Origin of the sequence: Tunturiibacter empetritectus (assembly GCF_014201375.1) — a bacterium.
GTDB classification, from domain to species: Bacteria; Acidobacteriota; Terriglobia; order Terriglobales; family Acidobacteriaceae; genus Edaphobacter; species Edaphobacter lichenicola_D.
This window is the reverse complement of record NZ_JACHDZ010000005.1, coordinates 250,467-273,696: the sequence shown is the minus strand read 5'-3', so window position 1 is coordinate 273,696 and position 23,230 is coordinate 250,467. Positions and strand designations below refer to the sequence as shown.

19 protein-coding genes are annotated in these 23,230 nt (G+C 59.6%); 13 read left to right on the top strand and 6 right to left on the bottom strand.

All coding sequences use genetic code 11. The features are described 5' to 3' along the window. Window positions 1–501: 501 nt before the first annotated feature. Entirely contained in the window at window positions 502–2,343 is a 1,842-nt protein-coding gene (locus HDF10_RS15800) for a sodium:solute symporter family protein (RefSeq protein WP_183815006.1), read from the bottom strand. 333 nt (window positions 2,344–2,676) lie between these two features. Here HDF10_RS15800 and HDF10_RS15795 point away from each other — a divergent pair, with 333 nt between their 5' ends. The 8 genes from HDF10_RS15795 (at window position 2,677) to HDF10_RS15760 (ending at window position 10,023) form a co-directional block, all read left to right on the top strand. Further along, entirely contained in the window at window positions 2,677–3,105 is a 429-nt protein-coding gene (locus tag HDF10_RS15795) for a response regulator (protein ID WP_311732783.1), read from the top strand. Between the two features lie 121 nt (window positions 3,106–3,226). Then, window positions 3,227–5,296 carry a heme lyase CcmF/NrfE family subunit gene (locus HDF10_RS15790; protein ID WP_260177928.1) on the top strand — a complete coding sequence of 690 codons (2,070 nt, stop codon included), beginning with the start codon at window positions 3,227–3,229 and terminating at the stop codon, window positions 5,294–5,296. Next, window positions 5,289–5,855: a cytochrome c-type biogenesis protein CcmH gene (locus HDF10_RS15785; protein ID WP_260177927.1), complete on the top strand. Its 567-nt coding sequence runs from the start codon at window positions 5,289–5,291 to the stop codon at window positions 5,853–5,855. The genes HDF10_RS15790 and HDF10_RS15785 overlap by 8 nt, the downstream gene beginning before the upstream one ends. A 1-nt stretch (window position 5,856) precedes the next feature. Further along, window positions 5,857–6,150 (top strand): hypothetical protein, encoded by a 294-nt coding sequence (locus HDF10_RS15780; protein WP_183815004.1) that lies wholly within the window; start codon window positions 5,857–5,859, stop codon window positions 6,148–6,150. Window positions 6,151–6,512: 362 nt separating this feature from the next. After that, window positions 6,513–7,805, top strand: a complete 1,293-nt coding sequence (locus HDF10_RS15775; RefSeq protein ID WP_260177926.1) for a carboxypeptidase-like regulatory domain-containing protein — start codon at window positions 6,513–6,515, stop codon at window positions 7,803–7,805. 10 nt (window positions 7,806–7,815) lie between these two features. Next, window positions 7,816–8,667: a zinc metalloprotease HtpX gene (locus HDF10_RS15770; RefSeq protein WP_183760561.1), complete on the top strand. Its 852-nt coding sequence runs from the start codon at window positions 7,816–7,818 to the stop codon at window positions 8,665–8,667. Between the two features lie 24 nt (window positions 8,668–8,691). Next, window positions 8,692–9,177: a DUF4149 domain-containing protein gene (locus HDF10_RS15765; protein ID WP_183815000.1), complete on the top strand. Its 486-nt coding sequence runs from the start codon at window positions 8,692–8,694 to the stop codon at window positions 9,175–9,177. A 117-nt stretch (window positions 9,178–9,294) separates the two neighbouring features. Beyond that, window positions 9,295–10,023: a ZIP family metal transporter gene (locus HDF10_RS15760; protein ID WP_183814998.1), complete on the top strand. Its 729-nt coding sequence runs from the start codon at window positions 9,295–9,297 to the stop codon at window positions 10,021–10,023. 117 nt (window positions 10,024–10,140) lie between these two features. Here the strand turns inward: HDF10_RS15760 and HDF10_RS15755 are convergent, their stop codons facing one another. Next, window positions 10,141–12,651 (bottom strand): NHL domain-containing protein, encoded by a 2,511-nt coding sequence (locus HDF10_RS15755; protein WP_183814990.1) that lies wholly within the window; start codon window positions 12,649–12,651, stop codon window positions 10,141–10,143. 141 nt (window positions 12,652–12,792) lie between these two features. Further along, window positions 12,793–14,904, bottom strand: a complete 2,112-nt coding sequence (locus HDF10_RS15750; protein ID WP_183814988.1) for a hypothetical protein — start codon at window positions 14,902–14,904, stop codon at window positions 12,793–12,795. A gap of 610 nt (window positions 14,905–15,514) precedes the next feature. On the opposite strand from HDF10_RS15750, the gene HDF10_RS15745 reads away from it, so the two are divergent. Continuing rightward, on the top strand, window positions 15,515–16,342 hold the full coding sequence (locus HDF10_RS15745) for a hypothetical protein (protein WP_260177925.1): 828 nt from the start codon (window positions 15,515–15,517) through the stop codon (window positions 16,340–16,342). A gap of 109 nt (window positions 16,343–16,451) precedes the next feature. Beyond that, window positions 16,452–17,063, top strand: a complete 612-nt coding sequence (gene yihA, locus HDF10_RS15740) for a ribosome biogenesis GTP-binding protein YihA/YsxC (RefSeq protein WP_183814987.1) — start codon at window positions 16,452–16,454, stop codon at window positions 17,061–17,063. A 280-nt stretch (window positions 17,064–17,343) separates the two neighbouring features. Here the strand turns inward: yihA and HDF10_RS15735 are convergent, their stop codons facing one another. Together HDF10_RS15735 and HDF10_RS15730 are read right to left on the bottom strand one after the other, a co-directional pair. Beyond that, complete coding sequence (locus HDF10_RS15735; RefSeq protein WP_183814985.1) at window positions 17,344–18,699, bottom strand: inositol-3-phosphate synthase; 1,356 nt, start codon at window positions 18,697–18,699, stop codon at window positions 17,344–17,346. Between the two features lie 178 nt (window positions 18,700–18,877). Next, window positions 18,878–19,723 carry an ATP-binding response regulator gene (locus HDF10_RS15730; RefSeq protein ID WP_183814983.1) on the bottom strand — a complete coding sequence of 282 codons (846 nt, stop codon included), beginning with the start codon at window positions 19,721–19,723 and terminating at the stop codon, window positions 18,878–18,880. Window positions 19,724–19,900: 177 nt separating this feature from the next. Between HDF10_RS15730 and HDF10_RS15725 the strand changes: the two genes are divergently transcribed. Then, window positions 19,901–20,740, top strand: coding sequence for a carotenoid biosynthesis protein (locus HDF10_RS15725; RefSeq protein WP_183814981.1), 840 nt, complete (start codon window positions 19,901–19,903; stop codon window positions 20,738–20,740). 5 nt (window positions 20,741–20,745) lie between these two features. On the opposite strand, the gene HDF10_RS15720 is transcribed toward HDF10_RS15725, so the two are convergent. Continuing rightward, the gene (locus HDF10_RS15720; RefSeq protein WP_183814979.1) at window positions 20,746–21,372 is read right to left on the bottom strand and encodes a DedA family protein; all 627 of its coding nucleotides are present in this window, start codon (window positions 21,370–21,372) and stop codon (window positions 20,746–20,748) included. A 180-nt stretch (window positions 21,373–21,552) separates the two neighbouring features. On the opposite strand from HDF10_RS15720, the gene HDF10_RS15715 reads away from it, so the two are divergent. Then, window positions 21,553–22,383 (top strand): chlorite dismutase family protein, encoded by an 831-nt coding sequence (locus HDF10_RS15715; protein WP_183814977.1) that lies wholly within the window; start codon window positions 21,553–21,555, stop codon window positions 22,381–22,383. 4 nt (window positions 22,384–22,387) lie between these two features. Continuing rightward, entirely contained in the window at window positions 22,388–23,158 is a 771-nt protein-coding gene (gene nth / locus HDF10_RS15710; RefSeq protein ID WP_183814975.1) for an endonuclease III, read from the top strand. Window positions 23,159–23,230: the final 72 nt, after the last annotated feature.

Genomic DNA, 23,230 nt, shown 5'->3' with positions numbered 1-23,230 from the left:
ACCCTGCGGTGTGGGACTATTCTTTGCGCCTCCCCAGGAGCAAGACCATGATGCCGAAGTGTCCTGAATGTGTAAGTCAAGGTGAAGTGAGACGGTCCCATCGTCATCCACTTGATAAAGTCCTTAGCCTGATCTTTCTGTATCCGTTCCGATGTGATCGGTGCGACTGTCGCTTCTTTCGTTTTCAGAGGCCCGTGTATCAGGAGACGGTACCTAGATAGATCAGCGGCCTGAAAGACCTTGCGTCGTCACCGTCTTCCATCTGCAGAATGGTTGAGGGTGATGGCTGCTTGCTGTTTCGGCGAGTGCAAACGCAGATCCCCTGCGGGATGACAACAAGAAAAGCAAAAGCAAGATCCTCCGGCTCTGGGCCGGAGATGATGCGAAAGATAGTAGAAAAACAACAGCAGATCCCTACGGGATGACAACAAAAGAACAAGCAACAGCAGAGCAAAAGAACAAGCAACAGCAGCGGAAGAACAGACAGCAGCAGATAGCGGGTTAGGCGAAGACTAGGTTTAGGACGATGAGCATGGCGAGGACGACGATGCCGAGGGTGGCGGGCTTCTGATACCAGCTCAGGTGGGTGTCGATGGGTTTGGGGGTTAGGGAGTAGACGAGGCCTACGAGTTCGACCTCAGGGCGGGGCTTGGTGGCGAGCGAAACGGCGATGGTGACGAGCAGGTTGATGGTGAAGGCGAAGATGGCGGTCCAGAAGTTCTGCGCCATGTCGCTGGGGTAGTGGTGGAGGATGGCGATCCAGCCGCCGTGGATGCCGGGCGATGCGTCGGCGGGCAGGGTGAGGCCGTGGTGGACCAGAGCTGTGCCGGTGCCGGCGAGCAGTCCTGTGAAGGCGCCGTGGCCGGTGGTGCGCTTCCAGAACATGCCTAGGAGGAAGGTGGCGAAGAGGGGGGCGTTGACGATGGAGAAGACGAGCTGGAGCGCGTCCATGATGTTGTTGAAGTTGGTGACGAGGTAGGCAGCGCCGATGGAGAGGGCGACGCCTCCGATGGTGGCCATGCGGCCCATCCAGAGGTAGTGGGCGTCGGTTCCCTTTTTGTTGATGTAGGCCTGATAGATGTCGTAGGTCCAGACGGTGTTGAAGGCGGTGACGTTGCCGGCCATGCCGGACATGAAGCTGGCAAGGAGGGCGGTCAGGCCGAGGCCGAGGATTCCGGTTGGGAAGAAATGCAGGAGCATGACGGGGATGGCTAGGTCGTAGTTGTAGACGGGGTTGCCGTGGTTGTCGAGGACGGGCTGGCCACTGACGGGGTCGGTCTTTTCGGGGATGATGCCGTGGGGGTGCTGGTCGTCGAGGGGTGGGGTGTAGAGGGCGGGCTCGGTGCCTTGGACGCCGTGGTGGGTGACGGTGAGGGACTGGGTGACGACGGGTGTGGTCTGGCCTGCTCCGGCCATGTGGCTGGTGACGGTGACGGCGATGAGCCCCGGGAGGATGACCAGGAAGGGGAAGAACATCTTGGGGATGGCGGCGATCAAGGGGACGCGGCGGGCGGAGACCTCGGAGTCGGCGGCCATGGCGCGCTGGATGACGAGGAAGTCGGTGCACCAGTAGCCGAAGGAGAGAACGAAACCAAGGCCCATGGCGAGACCGACCCACTCGACGCCGAGGGTGTTGGTGGACGCGTGAGCCATGCCGCGCCAGGAGTGGGTCATGGTGGCGGGGAGGGTGTGCTTGATTCCCTGCCAGCCGCCTACGTTGCGGAGGCCGATCCAGACCAAAGGGGCAAAGCCGGCGACGATGAGGAAGAACTGGAGGACCTCGTTGTAGATGGCGCTGGTGAGTCCGCCGAGAAAGATATAGCCCAGCACAATAATTGCCGATAGGAAGACTGAGAGGTGAAAGATGTAGGCGTCGGGGATGATGCCGTGGAAGAGGCCGAGGGTCTGGATCAAAAGCGCCATGGCGTACATGGAGATGCCGGAGGAGAGCACGGTCATGATGGCGAAGGAGAAGGCGTTGACGGCGCGGGTCTTCTCGTCGAAGCGCATGCGGAGGTATTCCGGCACCGAGCGGGCTTTGGAGCCGTAGTAGAAGGGCATCATGAAGATGCCGACGAAGACCATCGCGGGGATGGCGCCGATCCAGTAGAAGTGGCTGGTGATGATGCCGTACTTGGCGCCGGAGGCACCCATGCCGATGACCTCCTGGGCGCCGAGGTTGGCGGAGATGAAGGCGAGTCCGCAAACCCAGGCGGGAATGGAGCGGCCGGCGAGGAAGAAGTCATTTGAGGTGCGCATGTAGCGCTTGAGGGCGAAGCCGATGCCCAGAACGAAGACGAAGTAGACCAGCATAATGAGCCAGTCGATGATGGAGAGATTCACGGTAACCCTTGTTGTTCTGCTTCCGTTCTGTCGCTGTTCTTCTGCTATTCGGCGCAGTTTCGGTGCGGGAAGTTGGATGGTACTGGGGCCAACTGTAAATTGTTTTGATACTGTCTTCCAAATTTTGTAGGTGTTGGAGTCTGGTTTTGGGAGATTATGGCCAGACGCAAGGACAAAATGTCGTATGGTTAGCTATTTTTTTCCAAAAGACGGGCATCTTGTACCAACGTTTGATGGAGAGGGTGCATCCCAGAGATTGTGGAATTGGTCGGATCACCTTTGGTTACACCACAACACAGATTTCTTGAAAGAGGTTCTGAATTGGATTTATTGGTGAACTCTCCCTTGGAACAGACCATCTCTCGAATGCCGGCCACCCTTCTTCTTATCGATGATAATGCCGTACAGGCTGCAACCCGACAGACGATTTTGAAGCGGGCGGGGTACTTTGTGATTGCGGCTCTGAATCCATCGCGGGCGCTGGAACAGATTCAGGGGGGCGAGTTTCCCGCGGAGATCGGGTTGGTGATTACAGACCACCTGATGCCGGGGATGACGGGTGCGGATTTTGTTCGGGCATTGCGCAAGACGAATCCTGTGGTGCCGGTGCTGGTGATCAGCGGGCTGCAGGAGGCGGAAGAGGAGTACGAGGGGCTGAACGTGACGTTTCGGATGAAACCGCTGCTGCCGGATCATCTGCTGGCGACGGTTCATGGCCTGGTTCGGGATGGAAGACGCGACTCCGGCGTGTTGCCGCAGTAACGACTCTGCCTGTTTCTCGTAACGACGCTTGCGACGGTAAAGTTGTCCGGTAAACGATGCGTCCATCCATTGGTTGATTGCTGATACGCTCTGCGCTTGAGAGAATAAGGCAGAGGAATTCATGCGACTGCATCCTATGCCGGAGTTTGGTAGTTTTACGTTGCTGCTGGCTCTGGCATTGAGCGCCTATACGCTGGTAATGGGTGGGGTTGCGCTGTGGCGTACGCGCGGGATGGCGGCGGGCGTCGATGGCGGCGCGGGGCGGCTGGGTGAGACGGCGCGACGGGCGGGGATCTCGAGTTTTGTTGCTCTGAGTTGTGCGGCATTTGCGCTGGTGTGGGCTTCGTTTACTAACGACTATTCGGTCTCGTACATTCTGCACCATACGAATCGTGATTTGAATACGGCTTACAAGTTCTCTGCGCTGTGGTCGGGGCAGGAGGGCTCGCTACTGCTGTGGGCGTGGCTGCTGTCGGCTTACGGGTTTGTGTTGCGGATGCGGCACAAGGTGGATGTGCGGCTGTCGGCGTTTGCTTCGACGATTCTGGCGGGGATTCAGGTGTTCTTTTTGCTGCTGCTGAACTTTGCGGCTCCGCCGTTTGCGATTCAGCCGGGCCCGGTGGCGACGGATGGGTTTGGGTTGAATCCGCTGCTGCAGTATCCGGAGATGGTGATTCATCCTCCGATGCTGTACCTGGGATATGTGGGGTTCTCGGTGCCGTTTGCGTTTGCGCTGGGTGCGCTGATGATGCGGTATCCGGGGGAGAAGTGGATTCATATCACGCGGCGCTGGACGATGGTGACGTGGCTGTTTTTGACGTGCGGGATCTTTCTTGGAGCGCACTGGGCTTATAGCGTGCTGGGGTGGGGTGGGTACTGGGGCTGGGATCCGGTGGAGAACGCGAGCCTGATGCCGTGGCTGACGGGGACGGCGTTTCTGCACTCGGTGATGATGCAGGAGAAGCGCGGGATGATGAAGAGCTGGAATGTGTGGCTGATCTTCTCGACGTTTATGCTGACGATTTTGGGGACGCTGCTGACGCGGTCGGGGATTGTAAGTTCGGTGCATGCGTTTGCGCAGAGCTCGATTGGGGACTGGTTCTATGGGTTCATCCTGATTGTGTTTGCGGTGTGCTTGTTTACGTTCTTCAAGCAGCGGGATCATTTGAAGTCGGAGAACAGGCTGGAGTCGCTGGTGAGCCGCGAGTCTAGTTTTCTGTTCAACAATCTGATTCTGCTGGCGGCTTGCTTTACGGTGCTTTGGGGGACGTTGTTTCCTGTATTGAGCGAGTATGTGCAGGGCACGAAGGTCACGATGGGTGCTCCGTTTTATAACCGCGTGAATCTGCCGATTGGATTGTTTCTGCTGTTTCTGACGGGGATTGGGCCGCTGCTGGCGTGGCGTTCGACTTCGCTGCGGTCGATTCGCAGAAATTTTATTCTGCCTTCTATCGCGATGGGTGTGGCGCTGGTGGTGTTGCTGGGTGTGGGCGTGAGGCCGTGGCAGGCTGGGGATGATTGGCAGGCTACGCTGTTTTCGCTGGTGACATTTACGCTGGCGGCTGGTGTGATTACGGCGATTGGGGCGGAGTTTCTGCGTGGGGCGAATGTGGTGGCGACGCAGACGGGTAAGAACCTGGTGGCTTCTACTGTGCTGCTGGTGCGGCGGAATACGCGGCGCTATGGCGGCTATATTGTGCACTTCGGCATCGTGGTGATGTTTATCGGGATTGCTGGCGGGGCGTTCAACCAGTCGCATGAGCAGGAGATGGGCTTTGGCGATACGTTGAAGCTGGGGCCGTACCGGCTAGTGTGCAAGAGCTATACGCAGGACAGCAACCGGAACTACGACACGGAGTATGCGTTGATGGATGTCTTCCGCGGGGGGAAGAAGATTACGCAGCTTGCTCCGGAGAAGCGGTTTTACATTGCGAGTCAGACTTCGTCGACGATGGTGGCGCTGCACTCTACGCTCGCGAGCGATCTGTATGTGATCTATGAGGGGAAGAATCCTGATACGGATCGGCCGATTATCAAGGTGTTTCTGAATCCGCTGATGAACTGGATCTGGATTGGGGTTTTGATTGTGGTGGGGGGGACGTTCCTGGCGCTGGTGCCTAACCTTGCTCGGACTGCTGCGCGGGTTGCTGTGGAGGCGCCGGTGGTTGAGGCTGAGGTTCATCATGTTTGAGTTTGCTGCAAGACTGTCCTGCCGGACGGGCCTCCTGCGCGGAGTGCGACCACTTCGTGGTTTGTCTACCCCTTCGGTTGCGGCTCCCGTTGGTCGCTTTCGACGCTTTGCTGGTGCGGGGATGGTTTGTTTGCTGGCGGTGGTGATGCTGGGGGCTACGCCTGGTTCGCGCTTCGAGAAGATGGGTCATGAGATGATCTGCACCTGCGGATGCGGGCAGGTGTTGCTGGAGTGCAACCATGTCGGGTGCCCTGTTTCTCCAGTGATGATTAGCGAGTTGCACTCTGGGATCGATGCGGGGGGAACGGATACTTCGATCTTCAACTGGTTCGAGACGAAGTATGGGGCGACGGTGCTGGCGGCGCCGATTCGTGGGGGATTCGATAATGTGGCGTGGATCGCGCCGATGGCGGTGTTTCTGCTGGCGACGATTGGGACGGGATTTCTGGTGAAGATGTGGTCGGCGCGATCGGCGCAACGTCGAGCTGTGAGTGCGGCTGGGCTTGCGACGGGTGGCGATGCTGTGCGCGAACGGATTCGGCGGGAGACGGAGTACTGAGATGGGCATGATTGCGGGTGTGGTGCTGACGCTGGCGCTGTTTGGGTTCATCTTCTGGCCGGAGAGGAATCCTTTTGTTCAAGCGGATAAGACGCGGGTGGATTATCTGCGGGAGCGGAAGGATGTGATCTATGAGAATCTGCGGGATCTGAATTTTGAGTATCTGGCTGGGAAGTATCCGGAGCAGGACTACGCGGAGCAGCGGGCGGGGCTTGAAGATGAGGCGGCGCGGGTGATTGCGGAGATGGACGGGCTGGAGGCTCGTGGGGATTTTGGGCGGCGGAGTCGGGCTTAGGGTGGATGCGGCAAGGTAAGAAGAAGAACGAACAACGACAAGGCAAAAGCAAATGCGGGGATCTCTCCACTTCGCAGCGCGATGAGACTGCGCCGCTTCGGTCGAGATGACGATGTTTTTGGATGCGGCGGAAAACGGCGGCACCCGAAGTCGCTTTTGGGTCGTGGGAAAGAACGACAGCACCTGTCGACGCTTTTGTATGGCAGGTAAGAACACCGGCAGCAGCGAGGTTTGGTGGGGACGGGAAAAGAGCGCAGCATCAAGGCGGGGCTGGTTTGACGTAAACTTGTAGGGTGAGATTTTTTCCTCTTTTCCTTCGACGTTTTGTTGTGGCTGCTGCGATGGTGGCGGCGTCTTCCAGTTTGGCTTTTGCTGATTCAATTACCGGCACGGTTACAAATAAGACGACCAACAAGCCTGCGGCTGGCGATGACGTGGTGTTGATTCGTCTGCAGCAGGGCATGCAGGAGGCGACGCGGACCAAGACGGACGCGAAGGGCCGCTTTACGTTGGATGTGCCAGCGAACGAGAGCCAGGCTATTCATCTGGTGCGGGTGACGCATGATAAGGCGAACTACTTTCGGCCGGCGCCTCCGGGAACGCAGTCGGTTGAGGTGGATGTGTATAACGCTGCGGCGAAGGTGAAGGGTGTGAGCAGCGAGGCCGATGTGATGCGGCTGCAGACCGATGAGAGCGGGAAGTCGCTGCATGTGGTGGAGAATTTCTTTGTGAAGAATGAGTCGAGTCCTCCATTGACGCAGTTTAGCGACAGGCCGTTTGAGTTTTATCTGCCGGAGGGTGCGGTGGTGGAGGGGTCGGCTGCGCTCGCGCCGGGTGGGATGCCGGTGCAGGCGTCGCCGGTGCCGCTGGGCGAGCCGAATCACTATGCGTTTATCTTTCCGATTCGGCCGGGGGAGACGCGGTTTCAGATTACGTACAAGCTGCCGTATGGCGGGAGCCTGAAGTTTTCGCCGCGGGTGATGATGCCGACGGACACGATCGCGGTGATGATGCCGAAGAGCATGACGTTCAAGCCGGGGCCTTCTGCACCTTATACGGCGGTGACTGAGGAGACTACGGCGCAGACTTATGTGGCGCGGGGTGTGGCTCCTTCGCAGACGCTGGACTTTACGATCTCGGGGACGGGGCAGATGCCGCGGGATACGGGGGCTGCTGCAGCGGCGGGTGAGGGTGGAGCGGCAGAGGGTGCTTCGGGACAGACTGGTGCGGGTGGTGCGACGAGTGCGGCGGCGAGCGATACGCGACCGGGTGGAGGGCTGGGCACTCCGCTTGATCCTGAGGGGACGAACGATCCTTGGGCTAAGTACAAGGGGTGGATTCTGGGTGGGCTTGGGCTGGTGCTGGCGGTGGGTGCGGGGGTGATGTTGAAGAATGGGCCTGCTGCGGCGGTGAGTGCGACGGCTGGTGTGGGTGGGGCGGGTTCGCTGGCGGCGGCGCCTGGTTCCCTGCTTGCTGCGATGAAGGAAGAGTTATTCTCGCTGGAGACCGATAGATTGCAAGGGAAGTTAACCGAGAGCGAGTATGTTGAGCAGAAGGCTGCGCTTGAGGTGGTGCTGCGACGGGCGCTGGCTCGCGGGGGGCAGGCAGATGAACGGAGTGTAGAGACGTCTAATGTGGCGGGGCCTGTAGTTTGAGGTGCTGACGATGAATACGTTCAAGTCGACGTTGTTGTTGGTTTTGCTGACGCTGTTTTTGCTCTTCATTGGGGATCGCTTTGGTGGGCGAAACGGCATGGTGCTCGCGTTCGTCCTATCGGTTGCGTTCAACTTTGGGACGTACTTCTTCTCGGACCGGATAGCGTTGCGGATGTACAACGCGCAGCCGGTGACGCGGGAGCAACTGCCGCGGGCGTATGCGGCGGTGGAGAGGCTGACGGCGAAGCAGGGCCTGCCGATGCCGAAGATCTATGTGCTGCCGACGGAGTCTCCGAATGCTTTTGCTACGGGGAGGAATCCGCAGCATGCTTCGGTGGCGGTGACGCATGGGATTCTGCAGCTGCTGGATGATGAGGAGTTGGAGGGTGTGCTGGCGCATGAGCTGGGGCATGTGCGGAATCGGGATATTCTGACGAGCTCGATTGCTGCAACGCTGGCGGGGGCGATTACGATGGTGGCGCGGATGGGCTACTACGCTTCGCTGTTTGGCGGCGGCGGCGGTCGTGGAGGCGACAGACGCGGCGGCGGCCTGCAGGGTCTGCTGATGATTATCGTTGCTCCGATTGCGGCTTCGCTGATTCAGCTCTGGATCTCGCGGACGCGGGAGTTTGAGGCCGATGCTACGGGGGCGGCGGCGACGGGCAATCCGTATGCGCTGGCGCGGGCGCTGCAGAAGCTGGAGGATTATTCGAAGAGGATTCCGATGCAGGCTTCACCTTCGAACGCACATCTGTTTATTGTTGCGCCTCTGCTGGGGAGCGGGGGAATTGGGAGTCTTTTTTCGACGCATCCTCCGATGAAGGAACGGATTCAACGGTTGATTGGAAGGGACCACATCTAGTGATTCGAGGGGACCAAATCTAGGATGCAGATTTTGTTGCGGGCTCTGCGGTTGTTTGCGATGGTGGCGTGGGTTGGCGGGCTTGGATTTTTTGCCTTTGTGGTGGCGCCGGTGGCCTTTCATAGTCTGCCGAGCGCGCACGAAGCGGGAATGGTGGTGGGCGGAACGCTGCGGGTGCTGCACTGGATCGGGTTGGTGGGGGGCGCGGTCTTTTATGTTGCGACCGGGCTGTTGTGGCTGCGGGCCGGGGTGGCGGCGAGGACGGAGTTTGCGATTGAGATGATTCTTGCCGGGCTGATGATGGCGGGGACGTTTTATTCGCAGTTCAAGATACTGCCGGCGATGGAGGTGGACCGGGCGCTGGCGGGTGGGGCCGTGGAGACGGCTCCGGTGGGGAATGCGGGGCGAGTGGACTTTGAGCGGCTGCATGTTTTGTCGGAGCGGCTGGAGGGGTTCGTCTTTTTCTGCGGGTTGGGTGTGGTGTTTGTGCTGTCTCGTGAGTCGCAATAGGAGACGGTAGAATCGTAAGAACATGAAGATCTGCGTGGTTGGTCGGCTGCGATTGGATGCGGCGACTTTATTTGGGATAGATGGCGATGCGCTGAAGATCGGCCGGAGGAGCTAGCGGTGTCGGCGCTGTGGTTGAGCCTGACGCTGGGGCTGGTGGCGGGACTGGCTGATTTTCTGGGTGGATTTTTGCTGGTGCGGCAGTCGCCTTCGGCGCGGGCTCTGCGCTACTTCGTCGCGCTGGGTGCGGGTTTTATGCTGGCGGCGGCGGTGCTGGAGATGATTCCGGAGGGGCTGCGGGTGAATGCTCGGTTTGCTCCGCTGCTGATTCTGGCTGGGTACTGCGGGGTACATCTGCTGGAGCATTCGCTGGTGCCTCACTTTCACTTTGGGGAGGAGACGCACCACCACGAGTTTCTTTCGGCGAAGACCAGCTACTCGGTTCTGCTGGGGTTGGCGATGCATACTTTTTTTGACGGGGTGGCGATTGGGTCGGGGTTTGTGCTGTCGCATTGGCTGGGATGGATTTTGTTCTTCGCGGTGTTTCTGCACAAGATTCCTGAAGGCTTTACGATGGCGAGCGTGATGCTGGCGGGTGGCCGGGGGGCGGCTGCGGCATTGAACTCGGCTTTGTTTCTGGGGGCAATGACGGTGCTGGGGGTGCTCGTGATTAACCTCGAGCCTAGCTGGGTGCGGGTGGGGCTGCCGCTGTCGGCTGGGGTGACGATCTATGTCGCGGCGACGGATCTGGTGCCGGAGGTGAATCGGGAGCCGGGGTTGCGGATGGCGCTGGTGTTCTTTGCTGGGGTGGTGGTGTTTTTTATTCTGCGGCTGCTGGGGCCTGGGTAGCTTTTATGTCCTGCCGGACGGGCCCACTACGCGTGGCGCGGTCACTTCGTGACTTGTATACCTTTTCCGGGCTGGGTGGGTTCGCTTGTCCTCCCGTTGGTCGGAATCGGGCGGGATCTAGCTGGCGGGATTGAGCGTGAGAGTTACGGTGGCGGAGTGTTGCAGGGGGCTTCCGGTTGGGGAGGTGGCGGTGCCGGTGACCGTGATGGTGTAGCTCTTTGCGGGTGAGGTTAGCTGAGGGTCGGCGTTGATGCGGGCTCCGCAGCCGGTGGCTAGGGTGAGGGTGACGCTGGCGATGGCCAGGAGAAGGAGTCTGGTTGCTGTCGTGTGCTTGCGTCTGCGTAGAGCCGCGCCTGCGAGGGGACAGAGGAGAAAGAGTCCTGCGAGGAAGGATTGGTAGAGGCCGTGGGTTGAGGGGCTGCTCGCTGCGACGGTCGTTGGTGTTGCGATCGTCATGGTGAAGGAGTTGGGTGTCGCGCCGGGTGGCAGGGTGGCGGGGTTGAAGGAGGCGGTGGCGAGATTTGGCAGGCCGCTGGCGGCGAGGGTAATGGGGCTGGAGAGATTGTTCTGCGTCTGAACGGCGAAGGTGAAGCTGGCACTGGAGCCGGAGAGGATGGTCTGCGTGGTGCTGCCGGTGGCGGCGAGAGCGAAGTCCGGTGTGACGGGAGGTCCGGTCCCGACGGTGATCAGGCGCGGAGCGGAGACGCTGGGAGTGAAGTTGATGCTGCCGTCATAGACGGCGGTGAAGGTGTGAGAGCCCTGGGCGAGGAGGCTGGTGAGGAAGACTGCGTCGCCCGAGGAGGAGAGTGGAGTGGTGAAGAGTGGGCTGTTGCCATCGAGCAGGGTGACCGAGCCGGTTGGCGTGCCGGTGGTGGTGCTGGCGACGTGGACGGTGAGGGTGAGGGTTGATCCGGTGGTCCCCGTGGTTCCGGTAGCTACGAGGTTGCTGAGCGTGATGACGGTACCGGCCGGGGTAATGGTGAGGGAGGTGGAGGGTGCGGCGACCCTGTAGTTCCCTGCTGCCGGGCCGGTGAGCCGGGGCGTGATGGGATAGGTTCCAGCGGGCGAGCCTGTTGTGGCAGTGGTGGTGAAGGTGGCGGTGAGGCTTGCGGCATCCTGAGGGAGGACGCCGGTTAGAGTGCCGGGGAGGTTCGGAATTGGCTGACCGTAGAGGACGAAGATGGGAGCGATGGTGGCGGTGAGTTGCTGTGGGGTGATGGTGAGGGCCAGGGGGGGACTCTGGGTGGAGGGATGAGTCTGATCGCCGGAGTAGATTGCGGTGAGGCTGTAGGCGCCCGCGGGCAAGGTGGTAGTTGAGAAGGTTGCGGTGTTGGAGAGGAGCGGCGCGATGCCCAGGGTCTTTGTGGCAGCGGTGGTGGTTGCTAGAAAAGTGATGCTGCCTGTGGCTGGGTTTGTTGCTTGGCTGGAGGCGAGGTTGGCTGTGAGCTGTCCGGTGCCGTAGGCGATGGCGGAGGGTGCGGTGAGGGTGAGTGCTGTGGGTGTGGTTGAACCTAGGCCCGCGATGGTGGTGATGGTGCCGCCTGCGGGCTGGGTCTCGACCTGACGGATGCGCTGATTGCCGGTGTCGGAGAGGGTGAGGCTGCTGGCTGGAGAGAGGGATGTTGCAGTTGGGCTGTCGAGGGAGGCGGCTGTTGGAGGGCCGTTGTCGCCGGCGAAGGCCTGGGTGCCGTCGCCGACGACGGTGGTGATGAGGCCGGTGGTGGCGTCGATGCGGCGGATGCGGTGGTTCGCGGTGTCGGAGAGGTAGAGGTTGCCGACGGCGTCGACGGTGAGGCCGTGAGGGAGTGCGAGGGTTGCGGCGGAGGCCGGGGCGGTGTCGCCGGAGAAGCCGGGCAGGCCCGTGCCGGCGATGGTGGTGATGAGGCCGGTGCTGGAGGTGATCTTGCGGATGCGGTGGTTGTGGGTGTCGGCGAGGTAGAGGTTGTTGGAGGCGTCGATGGCGATGCCCGTGGGCGAGTCGATGGCGGCGGAGAGGGCAAGAGCGCCGTCGCCGGTGTAGCCTTGAGTGCCAGTGCCGGCGATGGTGGTGATGAGGCCGGTGGTGGCATCGATGCGGCGGATGCGGTGATTCGCGGTGTCGGCGAGGTAGAGGTTGCCGGAGGCGTCGATGGCGAGCGCGGTGGGGAGGTTGAGTTGGGCGGAGAGGGCGGGGGCGCCGTCGCCGGAGTAGCCAGGGGTGCTGCCGGCGATGGTGGTGATGAGGCCGGTGGTGAGATTGAGTCTGCGGATGCGGTGGTTGTGGGTGTCGGCCAGGTAGAGGTTGTTTGCCGGGTCGAGAGCCAGGCCCTGCGGAGAGTCAAGGGTGGCGGAGATGGCGGGGCCTGTGTCGCCGGAGAAGCCCTGCGTGCCGGTGCCGGCGATGGTCGTGAGGTTGCCGCTGGTGTCGACCTTGCGGATGACGTGGTTTCCAGTTTCGGCGAAGTAGAGGTTGCCGGCTGAATCGAAGACGATAGCGGAGGGGAGGACGAGCGGGACCGTTAGCGCGGAGACGGATGTGGTTTGGGCGGGAAGGCTCGAGGGGGAGAGGACGCAGAGCAGGAGGGCGAGTGCGATCCTGATGGGAACGATTCTGGTGCGGAGAGGGTGAGGGAGGCTCTGCTTACCCATGAAGGCTGGTCAACGTACTCTGCGAGGAGGATATTGTAGCTGGGTTGGTTGCAATCTAAGTCATATTTACCGTGGGTTATCCATGCAGAAGACCCCGGACGAGTGCATCCGGGGTCTTCTGATGGTTTGTTCCGCATTGGGTTAGGGGATGGCCTGGAAGCGGCCGTTCTTCAAACCGAGCGCGTAGGGCTGGAAGATGGGAACGCCTCCACCGACGATCTCGGTGATGAAGTTTGCTCCGTCTCCTGCAACCCAGACGTTGCCGGCCTGGTCGACCACTGAGGCGCGTCCGGAGGTCAGGAAGGACGAGGATTTCTGGAAGCCGGTGGAGGGTGAGAGCCCGGTCGCCGTGTTTGCGCTTCCGAGTTCGCTGACGCTACCGGTGCCTGTACCGTTGGCATTGTTAGGAATCCATACGTTGAGACGGCCATCGACTGCGATTGCGGTTGGTGTGGCGACACCAATGGTTGCCGGCGTCACGTAGGGGTATCCCCCGTTGATAGGCGCGGTGTAGCCGCTGGTTGCGCTCAGCCCGGTGATGACGCCACTGTCGATCGCCGAGACGAAGAGGTTGTTCTGAGGTCCGAGGGCGAGACCATAGGAGTTGCCGGAGGTATTGATGGGGGTGGTCACAAATCCGTTCAGGTTACCAGTTGCAACACTGGGCGAGACCTCGGCCACCGAAGTTGTTCCGGTGGAGACGAAGATGTTGCCCTGAAGAGCCTTTCCCTGGAAGTCCGGCATGAGGCGAACCGGGTTGGTGCCAACGTTGCTGGAGATCTGAACTGGAGCGACTGCCGCCCCGGCGCTGGCAGCGCCTGCGATCCGATAGAGTGAGCCGACGGATCCGGCGACCGCGGTGAAGTACACATTTCCAACTCCATCCGCCGTAACTCCGATGGGAGATACCGTGGTTGGGAAGGCAAGGGTGGTGCCATTGTTGTATCGGTAGAGACTGGTGCCGGAGCCGAACCAGATATTACCTGCCGAGTCGACCGTAGCGCCGCCCTGCGAGCCGCCGCTGCCGAGAAGGACGCAAGTGGTGGGTACGCCACCGCTCGAGATCTCGGAGAGGTTGCCCGAACCTGCCTGGGAGTTGGCGATCCATACGTTGTCCGCCGCGTCGATATTGATGTCGATGGGCGAGCTGATGAAGCCACCGCTGCCGCCCGAGGTCGAGCCGCAGGTACTGGTGCTGGTGAAGCTGACCGCAATGGTCCAGTCCGTAGGCTGGGTAGCGAGAGCGGGTTGATAGGGACCGCTGACTCCGCCCGCGAGGCCGAAGAGAGTACCGATATTCGAGGTGCCGCCACTTGTACTCGTAGGATTCGTGAGGAGGTAGTAGATCGCCAGGAGAGTATCGGTTGGAGCGGGGAGAGTCCCGTGCTGGAAGTTAGACGTATAGGCGGAGTTCGGTGGAGTTGCAGCCGCAAAGAGCGACGTGCAGGCTGTCGAAGAGGCCGTTGCGGTATTGATGCAGGCCGAGAGAATGTTTGCGAGCAGGTTGACTTTGCCGGGCTCGGGAGTAGCTGTGATCGTGACCGCTGGATTGATGTTCCCTGTGCTGGATGCGCTCAACGTGGTTGAGGTGACGGAGGCGCCTGTAGCTAGATTGGCGAGAAGAGCGATCGTATTGGGGATGGCCGTGATGATTGCGGTCTGCTGCGTCGTCCCGTCAGCGGAGATGCTCTCCGTGGTTGGATCGAAGAATCCTTGATAGGCCGCCATTGTGGCCACGGTCGTCACTTCGGTCATGTCGATGTTGGTGGATCCGTTAAGCGAGTTGCAGGTACCGAAGACGGAGATGAACTCTGCGGCAGCGTTGCTTTGAGTCGTGTCGCCGTTGTTCTGAGTGTTTCCGCCCGTGGAGATGACGTAGACCAGCGGTGAGATTCCGACGCTGGTTGGGCAGGAGAAGGTGCTGGTGGAACCATTATCCACGGGATTGCCTGGGATTGGATCTTTGGTGAAGGCGAAGGACCCTGCGGCGTCGGTGGTGGTTGTGGCGCCAAGGGTGAAAGGAAAGCCCGATCTCTGGCCTGCGTAATACAGCTTGACCGTAGCGCCCACGACTGGCTGATTTCCACCGTGGATCTTTCCACCGAGTGCGGCTGGAGAGCTGGCGTTGCTTACGATGGAAGGCGCCGTCGTCGCCATATTCGAACAGCCGGCGGTGAAGACCGCGCTCGATGCCATCAGCGCGAGCAGATTTCGCTTTGAGCCCGTCAGCCGGGCGAAAGAGTTGCCAATCATGGGTGTTCCCTCCGAAAGGTGGTGGTGCGGTTTGCTGTTCAAGGTAATGGTTGTGCTGACCAGAGACAACATGAAATCAAAAGCGTGAGAATCAAGAGTGAGACAGGCTTGGGGGAAAATATCGGACTGTCAGAATTAATGCATTAGTGCAAACTGCCAGGTCAATACCAAAAAGATCTATAACATCTGGAACTTCCTTCGATAACGGAGCCTCTACGGGTCGGAGGGCCCCTGAGGGGGAGGACAGTTACAGGACGACTGAAAATCTTTCAACATCTCATGATGGAGCATACCCGAGGTTGGCCATTCTGGTGCTAAATAACTCGTGACACTTTTGGGTCATTTGTAGGTCATGCGTTAACAGATTGACCAGAACAAACTCCCGGCATATGCAACTATTTGCAGTCTTCGGGATGCGGAGCGTTTCTTGAGGGTGCGAATATGATTGGCCTGGCGGCTCGATGTCTACCGTAAGTCTTGGCTACTTGTGTTGAGAAAAAAGCCGGTTCTACTCTTTCTCGCTCGAGGAATTTCGGACAACTTTCGCGAAAGAAAGCTAATCTATTCGAGTAGCCTGCTTCCATCAGATCTTTCGCTATTGGAGACGACCATGCGCGTGAAACCGATGTATCTTGCAGCAAGCATAGCTCTTTCAACCACCTTACTGCTGGGCGGATGCAAAAGTTCAGCGCCTGCTCCGGCTCCTGCTGCTACTCCTGCTCCCACACAAGCCCTGAATCCTGATGGGACGCCTGCCACTCCGACTTCGTCGAGTGCGGCGCCGGCTACGCCTGCGGTCTCGCCTGCGACTTCGGTTCCTGCGGTGCCTCCGCCACCGCCGCCAACTCCGGTGGCAGCAGCGGCTCCACTGCCACCTCCGCCGCCACCTGCTCCGGTGAGGTTGACCGCTCCGGCAGGCACTGCGGTAACGGTGACGGTGACCGAGCAGCTTAGCGCTAGCAAGAACAGCGTTGGCGATGGATTTACCGGCGTGCTGGCGGCTCCGGTAAGGACCGCGGGGGGGGGAACGGTCTTCCCACGCGGGGCGCGTGTTGTCGGCACGGTCGTGGCGGCAAAGGGACGCGGCCGATTCAAGGGATCAGGTGCGCTGGGCATCGCGGTGACCCAGATCTCGGGTACCTCTGTGAGCACGAACTCGTATGAGAAGGACCAGGCCGGGAAGGGTAAGCGGTCGGCTGGCTTTATTGGCGGCGGCGCTGGCGGCGGCGCACTGATTGGAGGACTGGCCGGCGGCGGCAAGGGCGCTCTGCTGGGTGGACTCCTGGGAGCTGGCGCTGGAACGGCTGGCGCGGCCTTCACGGGGAATAAGGACGTCGTGATTCCGTCTGAGTCCACGGTGACCTTTCACCTGACGGCTCCGGTGACGGTCACGGCTCGATCGAGGGCCGCTGCCGCGGATGCCGCTCCTACGGAATAAAGTCGGGATTCTATGATGGATCGAGCACCTGTTCCCTGTTCGGGGCAGGTGCTTTTTTATGCGGTGACGATTTGCCGGGCACACGACGGCATGACGGTAGACTTGAGAGATGCGACTGAATCCTGTTTTTTTATTGTCTGCGACTGACGTCGCGCACTTCCCTTCTGAGGCGAAGACCTTCGGCGCGCCTGAGGTTGCGTTTCTGGGGCGATCGAATGTGGGCAAGTCCTCGTTGATCAACTCCCTGCTTGGTTCGCGGGAGGCGAAGGTGTCGTCGACGCCGGGACGGACGCGGGCGATCAATTTTTTTGCGCTGCATGAGGGTGCGGGCGAGAAGATGAAGGTGAGGCCGACGTTGATCTTCGCGGACCTGCCGGGGTATGGGTATGCGAAGATCTCGAAGTCGATCTCGGCGGAGTGGCCGAGTTTTATTGAGCCTTATCTTGCGGAGCGGGAGACGCTGGCGCTATGCATCTGCCTGGTGGATACGAATATTCCGCCGCAGGAGAATGATACTCAGTTGATTACATATTTCAAGCAGACGCAGCGGCCGTATCTGGTGGTGGGGACGAAGGCAGATAAGCTCTCGAATAATCAGTTGGCGAAGTCAGTTGCGGCTTTGAAAAAAGCGCATGAGGTGGAGGAGATTTTGCCGGTCTCCGCTAAGACGGATGCGGGGACGAAGGTGCTTTGGGCCAAGATGATGGAGGTGGCGGAGTAGAGGTGTTGCGGAGATTTGATGCAGACAAGCAAATATAACGGCAAAGGCAAACGCAAAGACAAATGAGGGGGTTTCTCCTCTGCGCAACGCACGATGAAACTGTGCGCTGCTTCGGTCGAAATGACGATTGATTTCCTCGTTGGGAAGAAAAAACCGCCAGAAGCAAATGCGAGGGTAAAGACTCGCGACAGTAGAGCTTACGATAGCGAAAAAACAGCCGTGACGATCTGCTCCGTCTCGGCTGCTTTTTTGGTGTTCCAGGATTTGTGATCGACTTTGGCTAGTCGCCGTAGTAGTCGAGGCCGAGGTGGGTGATGAGGTCTTCGCCCATGATGTGACGGAGGGTGTTCTTCAACTTGATGTGCTGGATGAAGAGATCGTGCTCTGGGTAGACGCCGGGTGCGGAGTCGGGATCCTTGAAGTAGAAGCTGAGCCACTCCTGAATGCCGAGGCCACGCAGGGATGGGGTGCGAGCGGCGAGGTCCATGAAGAGGATCAGGTCGAGCGCGAGTGGGGCGGCGAGGATGGAGTCGCGGCAGAGGAAGTCTACCTTGAGCTGCATGGGATAGCCGAGCCAGCCGAAGATGTCGATGTTGTCCCAGCCCTCTTTGTTGTCGCCGCGGGGTGGGTAGTAGTTGATGCGGACCTTGTGGTAGAGGTCCTTGTAGAGATCGGGGTGCAACTCGGGCTGGAAGATGTGCTCGAGGACACCGAGCTTCGAGACTTCTTTGGTCTTGAAGGAGTCGGGGTCATCGAGAACTTCGCCGTCGCGGTTGCCGAGGATGTTGGTGGAGTACCAGCCGGCGACGCCGAGGTTGCGGACCTTGAAGGCGGGAGCAAGAACGGTCTTGATGAAGGTCTGGCCGGTCTTGAAGTCCTTGCCGCAGATGGGAGCGTTCATCTTCTTGGAAAGCTCCTGCAGTGCGGGGATGTCGACGGTAAGGTTTGGAGCGCCGTTGGCGAAGGGGATGCCTTCCTTGAGCGCGGCCCAGGCGTAGAGCATGGAGGGCGAGATGCCGGGGTCGTTATCGACGAGGCCCTTCTCGAAGGCTTCGAGGGTCTGGTGTACGGCGGTCTGCTCGAGGTATATCTCGGTGGAGCCGCACCAGATCATGACCTGGCGATCGGTCCTGGTTTTGAACTCGGCGATGTCGTTGCGGATCTGGTTGGCGAGGTCGCACTTGTTTTTGCCGGTCTTGATCTTCTGGCCGGTGAGGCGCTTGACATAGTGCTGGTCGAAGACGGCAGGCATCGGCTCGATTGATTCGAGGAAGGGACGCATCTGTTCGAGCTGGTCGCGGTCGAGGACCTGTGCGGTCTTGGCGGCGTCGTAGAGGTTGCCGCCGAAGATGTCCCAGCCGGTGAAGACGATGTCGTTGAGGTCGGCGATGGGAACGAAGTTCTTGATGAGGGGGCTGCGATTGTCGGTGCGTTTGCCGAGGCGGATGGTAGCCATCTGCGAGGTGGAGCCGATGGGTTTAGCGAAGCCGCGGCGAATGGCTTCCACGCCGGCGATGAGGGTGGTGGCGACGGCTCCCATGCCGGGAATCATGACGCCTAGTTTTCCAGTGGCAGGCTTGATGCTGGCCGCGTCTTGCGCAGCGGATGCTGGCTTAGCGGCTGGGGGTGTAGACATTCTTGGCGGTACCCTTCTGTCGTGCGATATTCCGTGTAATGCGGACTCTTTAGTATCGCTTACGGTGGAGGAGGGGCGCAAATGGGGGAGGCTCTGTTCGATCATCGGCGGGGCGATGTTTGCTTGCAACTATGTTTGCGCAACTGTGACGGAAGCCAGAGCCGTGGGAATACGGTTTCTATGCCGGAGGCTTTTCCAGGTATTTGATGAGCAGGACTTCGTTGCCGATTTCGCTGTAGATCAGCTCGTCGACTGTGCCGTTTGCGAGGAGGAGGCCGTAGCCGCCGGGGCGCATTCCATCTTGTTCGCGCTTACGGATATGGGCGGTGGGATCCTGTGGAGGGTTTGCGATGGCGGCGTGGCTGAGAGAGGAGTGACGGAAGCCTGCGCCGGGGTCGCGTACGTAAAAGACTATCGACCGTGCGGTGCGAATGGCGGTGACCTCGACGACCTGTTCGGGATTGAAGGCGGCGCCATGCTCCATGGCGTTGAGCAGGATCTCTCTGAGCGCCTGCATCAGGTCGAGGTGTGCAGTGTCGGGTAGAAGGTTGGTGAACTCTTTGGCGAAGGTGAGGAGGCGCTCGGCGGTGATGAGGCGGCAACTGACACGAACGGAGACCCAGCCGGGACGAGCGGAGAGAACGTGGATGTCCTGCTGCCACCGGCTGTCGGAGGTTGTATCGCCAGCCAGGCTCGCGATCGCGTGTACATCAAAGGGGGGCGTAAAGCAGGCGAACACGTGTGCTCGCAGGGCGGCGATGACGTCTTCCGGCGTGCTTTGGCGGGCGAGAAGGATGCACTTTACACCTGGACGGATGTTGCGCATCTCGTCGAGCAGAGCCAGGTCTTCTTCGACGGAGCTGTCGGCGCGGGTGATGACGACACTGAAGGATCGCATGCGCAGGCGGTGCAGAGCGTCGGCGCGGCCAGACGCATAATCGCTGGGGATACTGGCGAGTGAGAGTGCATCGCCGATACTTTGGGCGACTTGGGTATCACTTCCGATGACCAGGACGCGGCTCATGGTTAGCTCTCCGAGAGGTCACGTTTAACTGTAGATCATGTCGTTCGCTGAGTCGTGGCAGGTTTAGCGATATTCATCATTCCGTGAAGCGGCTGGCCAATCGCGGACTGCAGATACGCACTGGCTACGGCTTCGGTGCGGATGCAGTAGGCTCTGCTCCTAGCCTATGATCTTGCCATGCTGAGTGATAGATCCAGCCATGTGGTTTGCTGGCTTCTTTTGTTGTTCTATGCGGTTGGCAGGCTGCTTCAGCTTGAGGCAGGCAGAGTTCCCACATTGACGATTGTGCTTCTGCACGTGGTTCCACTGGCGGCGTTCGCTTTGATTCATGGAGTCAAAGCGTATCGGCTTCGGGGAATGCTCGTCTTTGTGGGGTTGTCGCTTGGAGTAGGGTTTGTCTTCGAGAGCTTGAGCTTGCGTACGGGTTTTCCTTTTGGCCACTACTACTTCACCGATGTGATGGGGCCGAAGTTCTTTCAGCTTCCGGTTTTGCTGGTGTTGGCCTATGTGGGGATGGGCTATGTCTCTTGGATGATGGCGCTGTTGATCCTGAATTCGGCGGATGACCGGCTTGGAGTCAGGCGCTGGATCGCTCTACCGGTGGTCGCCAGCTTTCTTATGGTGGCGTGGGATTTTGCGATGGATCCGGTTTGGGCAGATATCGATCGGGCCTGGGTGTGGAAGGATGGCGGCGCCTACTTTGGAGTGCCAGTGAGCAATTATTTTGGATGGTACCTGACGGTGTATGTGGTTTATCAGCTCTTCGCACTTTACCTGCGCGGGACAGCGGAGGTGCAAGGGGAGCTTAGCCGGAGGTATTGGAGGATGCCGGTTATCGTTTATGGGGTTTGTGCGATTGGCAATGTAGTGCTGGCTATACCAAGAGAATCCTACCTGGTGAGCGATGGCTCAGGGAGGCAATGGAGGAGCAGCGACATTGTAGGAACTTGCGTGATCGTGTCGATCTTTGTGATGGGATCGTTCGCGAGTTTGGCTTGGGCGAGAGTCAGCGAATGAAAGAGCTAGGCGGCTTCTGTGCGGATGCGGTTCTTCCAGTGGGAGACTACGAACCATATGAAGCCGACGATGATGACGACTTCTACGGCGAGGTGGAAGCGGTGGAAGATGGCTTTGAACTGGGGGTTGGTGTTCCAGCTTGCGCCTAGCTTCATGCCGACCCAGGCGAGGGCGTAGCACCAGGGCCAGGAGCCGATGAAGGTGTAGAGGTGGAAGCGGAGCTGGTTCATCTTTGCGACGCCGGCGGGGAAGGCGATGAAGGTTCGGACGATGGGAAGCATGCGTCCAATGAGTACGGTGATGGAGCCGTATTTGGAGAAGAAGTGATCGACGAGGTCGAGGTCGCGGCGGCTTAGGAGCATCATGCTGCCGTAGCGTTCGACCATGGGGCGACCGCCCTTTGCACCGACCCAGTAGGCGGGGATGGAGCCGAGGTTCGAGGCCAGCGATGCGACCGTGGCGAGGATGATGAGCTGGAGCTGGGTGTGGGCGAGAGCGTACCCGGCGAGCGGCATGATGACTTCAGATGGGATGGGGATGCAGGCGGACTGGATCGCCATGAGGAGGATGACGCTGGCGTAGCCGCCGGCGGCGATGGCGCCGATGAGGAGTGCGATGATTTTTTCTGACATGCAGGTGCAGTATACGGGAGGGGAACGCTCCGGATGCGCTAGCATTGAAGGATGGCGCCGAGATAAGAGAACAAGCAAAAACAAAGGCGAAATACGGGGGTCTCTCCACTACGCCGCGCGATAAAACCGCGCGGCTCCGGTCGAGATGACGAATCTAAAGGGTTATAGAGGGAGAAGTTTATGTCAAACGTCGTTATTGCTCCGAACGCAGAAGTTACACAATCGACACCAACTGGCACGGCGCAGTCGGAACGGCCGGCGAGCAGCTATGGGGCGGGTTCTCAGCCACAGGCGGCTCCGCATGACCCCTCGAAGCCGGCGGTGAAGCGGCAGATTGTTTGTTTCAGCTTCTACAAGGTGATGCCGGAGTGGCGGAGACTGCCGGCGGAAGAGAAGGCTGCGCATAAGGCTGCGTTTGCCGAGGTGCTGTCGCGATGGAATAAGCCGGGGGAGTTTGTGTCGCTGACGTACTCGACGATTGGGACCCGCGGCGATGTGGATATGTGCGTGTGGTCGATTGGGTATGGCGTGGATGAGCTGAACCAGATGCGCAGCGAGTTGATGCGGACGCCGCTGGGTGGGTATCTGAACTCGCCGCATAACTTTCTGGCGATGACGAAGCGGTCGCAGTATCAGATTGACCGGCCGGATGAGAGCGAGGGCGAAGGGCGTGGAGCGATTCGTCCGGGTGGTCAGAAGTACATCTTTATCTATCCGTTCTGGAAGACGCGGCCGTGGTATCTGCTGTCGGCTGCGGAGCGGAAGCGGTTGATGGATGAGCATATTCGGATTGGGCTGATGTATCCGCGGGTGAAGCTGAATACGACGTATTCATTTGGGATCGACGACCAGGAGTTTGTGGTGGCGTTCGAGACGAACTTCCCGGAGGACTTTCTGGACCTGGTGCAGCAGCTTCGGGAGACGGAGATCAGCTTGTATACGCTGGAGGACACACCGATCTTCAGCTGCGTGCGGGTGCCTGCGGCGGAGATGCTGGATCGTCTGGGCTAAACGCATGGCGAAGACTACGGTGGTTCGGACTGCAGCAAAGAGTAAAGCCGTGGTTGGAGCGAAGGCACGCGCGATCGCTAAGACGGAACCGGCTTCGGCTAAGAAGAAAGCTGGAAGTACGGTCAATCCGACTTCCCCGGAGCGGGTTGCGGCGATTCTTGATGCTCTGCAGAAGACCTATCCCGGCGTAGTGTGTGCTCTGAATCATAAGAATGCATGGGAGCTGACGGTGGCTACGATTCTGTCGGCGCAGTGTACGGATGTTCGGGTGAATCTGGTGACTCCGGCGCTGTTCAAGGCGTTTCCTACCCCGAAGGCGATGGCGGCTGCCTCCCTGCCGGAGCTTGAGGAGCTGATTCGGACGACTGGATTCTTTCGCAATAAGGCGAAGTCGATTCAGGGTGCGGCGCGGGTGGTGGTGGAGGAGTTTGGGGGAAAGGTGCCACAGACGATGGAAGAGATTCTTATGCTCCCGGGGGTGGCTCGGAAGACTGGGAATGTGGTGTTGGGGTCGTGGTTCAACATTGCGGTGGGAGTTGTTGTGGATACGCATGTTATGCGGCTGTCGCGGCGGCTGGAGTTGACCAAAGAGACCGCGCCTGAGAAGGTTGAGCGGGATTTGATGAAGATACTTCCGCAGGATCGGTGGATCGCATTTTCGCATGAGCTGATTCATCATGGGCGGCAGGTTTGTGTGGCGCGGAAGCCGCGGTGTGTGGACTGTACGCTGGAGAGGCTTTGTAACTCTTCCGATAAGACGTGGACTTCACACTAACCGTAAGAATTCCAGCAACGGTTCGGCTGCGATGCAGTACGCTATTTGCGTTGATGGCGCGGATAGGAACTG

Coding starts and splice junctions, on each gene's coding strand:
- HDF10_RS15790 (WP_260177928.1), top strand. CDS start 3,227: ATGCGACTGCATCCTATGCCGGAGTTTGGTAGTTTTACGTTGCTGCTG.
- HDF10_RS15785 (WP_260177927.1), top strand. CDS start 5,289: ATGTTTGAGTTTGCTGCAAGACTGTCCTGCCGGACGGGCCTCCTGCGC.
- HDF10_RS15780 (WP_183815004.1), top strand. CDS start 5,857: ATGGGCATGATTGCGGGTGTGGTGCTGACGCTGGCGCTGTTTGGGTTC.
- HDF10_RS15770 (WP_183760561.1), top strand. CDS start 7,816: ATGAATACGTTCAAGTCGACGTTGTTGTTGGTTTTGCTGACGCTGTTT.
- HDF10_RS15765 (WP_183815000.1), top strand. CDS start 8,692: ATGCAGATTTTGTTGCGGGCTCTGCGGTTGTTTGCGATGGTGGCGTGG.
- HDF10_RS15755 (WP_183814990.1), bottom strand. CDS start 12,651: ATGGGTAAGCAGAGCCTCCCTCACCCTCTCCGCACCAGAATCGTTCCC.
- HDF10_RS15750 (WP_183814988.1), bottom strand. CDS start 14,904: ATGATTGGCAACTCTTTCGCCCGGCTGACGGGCTCAAAGCGAAATCTG.
- HDF10_RS15745 (WP_260177925.1), top strand. CDS start 15,515: ATGCGCGTGAAACCGATGTATCTTGCAGCAAGCATAGCTCTTTCAACC.
- yihA (WP_183814987.1), top strand. CDS start 16,452: ATGCGACTGAATCCTGTTTTTTTATTGTCTGCGACTGACGTCGCGCAC.
- HDF10_RS15735 (WP_183814985.1), bottom strand. CDS start 18,699: ATGTCTACACCCCCAGCCGCTAAGCCAGCATCCGCTGCGCAAGACGCG.
- HDF10_RS15730 (WP_183814983.1), bottom strand. CDS start 19,723: ATGAGCCGCGTCCTGGTCATCGGAAGTGATACCCAAGTCGCCCAAAGT.
- HDF10_RS15725 (WP_183814981.1), top strand. CDS start 19,901: ATGCTGAGTGATAGATCCAGCCATGTGGTTTGCTGGCTTCTTTTGTTG.
- HDF10_RS15720 (WP_183814979.1), bottom strand. CDS start 21,372: ATGTCAGAAAAAATCATCGCACTCCTCATCGGCGCCATCGCCGCCGGC.
- HDF10_RS15715 (WP_183814977.1), top strand. CDS start 21,553: ATGTCAAACGTCGTTATTGCTCCGAACGCAGAAGTTACACAATCGACA.
- nth (WP_183814975.1), top strand. CDS start 22,388: ATGGCGAAGACTACGGTGGTTCGGACTGCAGCAAAGAGTAAAGCCGTG.